Origin of the sequence: Nostoc flagelliforme FACHB-838 (genome assembly GCF_014698065.1) — a bacterium.
GTDB classification, from domain to species: Bacteria; Cyanobacteriota; Cyanobacteriia; order Cyanobacteriales; family Nostocaceae; genus Nostoc; species Nostoc flagelliforme_B.
Window position 1 is genome coordinate 1 of sequence record NZ_JACJSI010000595.1, and the last position, 2,745, is coordinate 2,745.

Below are 2,745 nucleotides of genomic sequence, written 5' to 3' on the forward strand. Positions count from 1 at the left end.
AAGCAGGCTTTGATCCGTTCTTGTTTCTCTTGGTTCATTGTCAGCGATCGCACAGGGTTATCTTCCTTTACATTTTCCCATAAATGGTAAATCTTCCAAAACTGGATGCTCCCAGATTAACCAACGATAGATTCCTAAAAGAGTACCTCGTCCAAATCTATCTAAACCAAAGCGATATTTAGCAGTTTTGAACCAACCTTGAATTTTCCAACGACGTTTACCCCATCAGGAAATAGTACTAGCTTGGTTGTGGTTGTGCAGAGATAACATATCTTTTAGCAAACTTACCATTATCGCGTTTAAAGTAATACCAAGAAAGAGTGGCAGGAAAATCTAATCCAACAAGTCTAACCTGTTGCCCTCGATGATGTAGAAGTTTAACTGGATAACCATTAACCAACTTGCGATTACAACCAATACCAATAACAGCATGATATTTCAGCTTCCAAATAGTATTGATAAAATCCTTAGTACCAAAAGCAGTATCAGCGAGAATTTTCACCTGAAATCGTTTGGTTAAATCTTTGGGTAAATGGCGTACCATTCGCAATGCTATTTGAGATGAACTAGTTGTTTCTTTACCTCTCCAGACACGGAAATTCCAAGGAATACGCCATTGTCTAACTACCAAATATAAGACTACTATATGCAAACCTCGTTTGCCGTTGTAAACGTTTATTAGATTTTTAAATGCTTTAAACTGACCACATTTCTCTAAAGTTGTCAGGTCAACTATTACTTGTAGAAACGCTTTTCTTCCCAATGGACAATGACTGAAAACTAGGCTCAATTACTTGTTGGCGAACATGACGAATTAGCTTACGAGTAGGCCATTTATAGGTATTTAAAAATCTACTTAAAGCGCTAACAGAAAAGGATTTGCTGTAGTGTGGTAAAGGTTTCCATCTGCTGTCAGAAATAGCCCTAGCATTGCTTCCAAGTTATCTCGTTGATAACGACGCTAGCTTCAATGCCAGAATCGTATACATTAGGGTATGGGCGTGGGCAAGAATGGTTTCCATATTTCTTGCTGTGATTCATGTTTTCTACGCCCTTTTTTCTCATTTTTCACGAACATATAAAAATATCTTTATGCAGATGACATTATTCCAATCTTTATATATGTCATTTATATATATCCTGAGAGCGAATATAGTCCATTATACTAGCGCATGAAGTAGAAGCTCCACTTTTAGATGTTACTTTTATTTTCTTCTTCTTGGTTAATACTGATTGTTTTTATCAGGTACAAGATATGAGTAGGGAGTATTATTTATGGCTATAAACTATCAGTAACTATTTCCAAGCCTTATGATTACGTTTTCACGAAGATATCAAAGCTTGCTCTCAAAGCTTTTGACAGTCTGGTTTTGGAGTTTTCGGACAAGTCTATTTGTTATTCGACACAGCAGATAAAGATAATCAGCTCGTTGTAAAAGTGTTCCGTCTATCTATTCCCTCATTGCAGAGTTGTGCAATAATAATTGCCTTCACAAGCAACAGAAAATACAAACTTAAGCAACTAACTTGGCACAGATAACTCTAGCTTCATCCCGTCTATTTACTTAAAGTATTAATTAAGCAAACATAGCTTGAAGTCAAACGAATTGTCCAAACTCCAAACACAGAAGCGATCAATATTTGAAGTTCAATCAAGGATAAAACATATGATGACAACAAATAAAACAACGGTTCTCGAACAATTACCCAGTGAACCCTTGAAAGACTCACTAGCAACGCTCTGCCGTGCTATATCACAACGTTCTATCCACATACAAAAGTATTCTACCATCTTGAGAAACTTAAAGACCCCTTTGAAAAGTATTGGTGTTTTGTCTTATGTGCTTTTGGCTGCTCCTTTTATTAAACCTGATGCTGCACTAGCGGGTGGTTTTTCAAAATCATGTGTAAATAGACAGGTATCTATCGCCTCCGACGGTGCTTACTTAGATGCACTTTGTACAAAGGCAAACGGTTCAAAGGTTCCATCTCGATTAAGAATTTCAGATTATATTGCCAACTACGGTGGTAATTTATCATGGGCATTAGGCGGTGGTGGTTTTCACATTTCTTGTCGCTCGGTTAAATATCCCGTCCTGTTCCAGTTGTTCATGACAGCTAGCTGTGCAGACGGTAGAGGAGGCTGGGTTAACACTGGTATCTATCTCGATGAGAAAATTAGTAATCAAAATGGTGTTTTAGCAATTGATCGTTAAATCCCTAACTTGAATAAACTAGTTTTGGGACAAGCAAAAGCGGATGAAAAATCCAATGAAATTACAGCAATTCCAGAACTATTAAAGGTATTAGAACTTTCTGGATGTATAGTCGCAATTGACGCTATTGGTTGTCAAAAAGAAATTGTAAAGTTAATTACGCAACAATATGCAGATTATGTAATTACGTTAAAAAAGAATCAAGGAAATCTTCACGATGAAGTTGAAAAATTATTCCAGTCAGGTATAAGCACAGGTTTTGAGGGGATTGAGCATATCCCTCTTCTGTCACTTTCCGATATAAGCAAGTAGTTCAGGAGCTAAATCATCCAGAAGCATAACAGGGTTTAAATTGATTCATGGCAGCAATTAAATGATTGAATCCCAGGAATAAATGTGAATTAGGGAAAATACTTAGAAACCATTTATAAAGAAAATCTTTAGGCAGCAAGACGACGTAACATAATACGTGTCATCACAGCATAGATGGCAGCTTCGCTCATCTCAGGAAGCCGTTCATAGTCTTTGC

The 2,745-nt window shown here is 36.9% G+C and carries 2 protein-coding genes and 2 pseudogenes; 2 read left to right on the forward strand and 2 right to left on the reverse strand.

Annotated features, from left to right (window positions below; all coding sequences use genetic code 11):
* Positions 1-238 precede the first annotated feature (238 nt).
* Positions 239-790, reverse strand: coding sequence for a hypothetical protein (locus H6G97_RS49370; protein WP_190947556.1), 552 nt, complete (start codon positions 788-790; stop codon positions 239-241).
* A gap of 877 nt (positions 791-1,667) precedes the next feature.
* On the opposite strand from H6G97_RS49370, the gene H6G97_RS49375 reads away from it, so the two are divergent.
* Positions 1,668-2,216 carry a CVNH domain-containing protein gene (locus H6G97_RS49375; RefSeq protein ID WP_190947557.1) on the forward strand — a complete coding sequence of 183 codons (549 nt, stop codon included), beginning with the start codon at positions 1,668-1,670 and terminating at the stop codon, positions 2,214-2,216.
* Positions 2,217-2,228: 12 nt separating this feature from the next.
* Positions 2,229-2,483, forward strand: a pseudogene (locus tag H6G97_RS49380) (ISAs1 family transposase); the annotation flags it as partial.
* A gap of 173 nt (positions 2,484-2,656) precedes the next feature.
* On the opposite strand, the pseudogene H6G97_RS49385 reads toward H6G97_RS49380, so the two are convergent.
* A pseudogene (locus tag H6G97_RS49385) lies at positions 2,657-2,745 on the reverse strand (IS5/IS1182 family transposase); the annotation flags it as partial.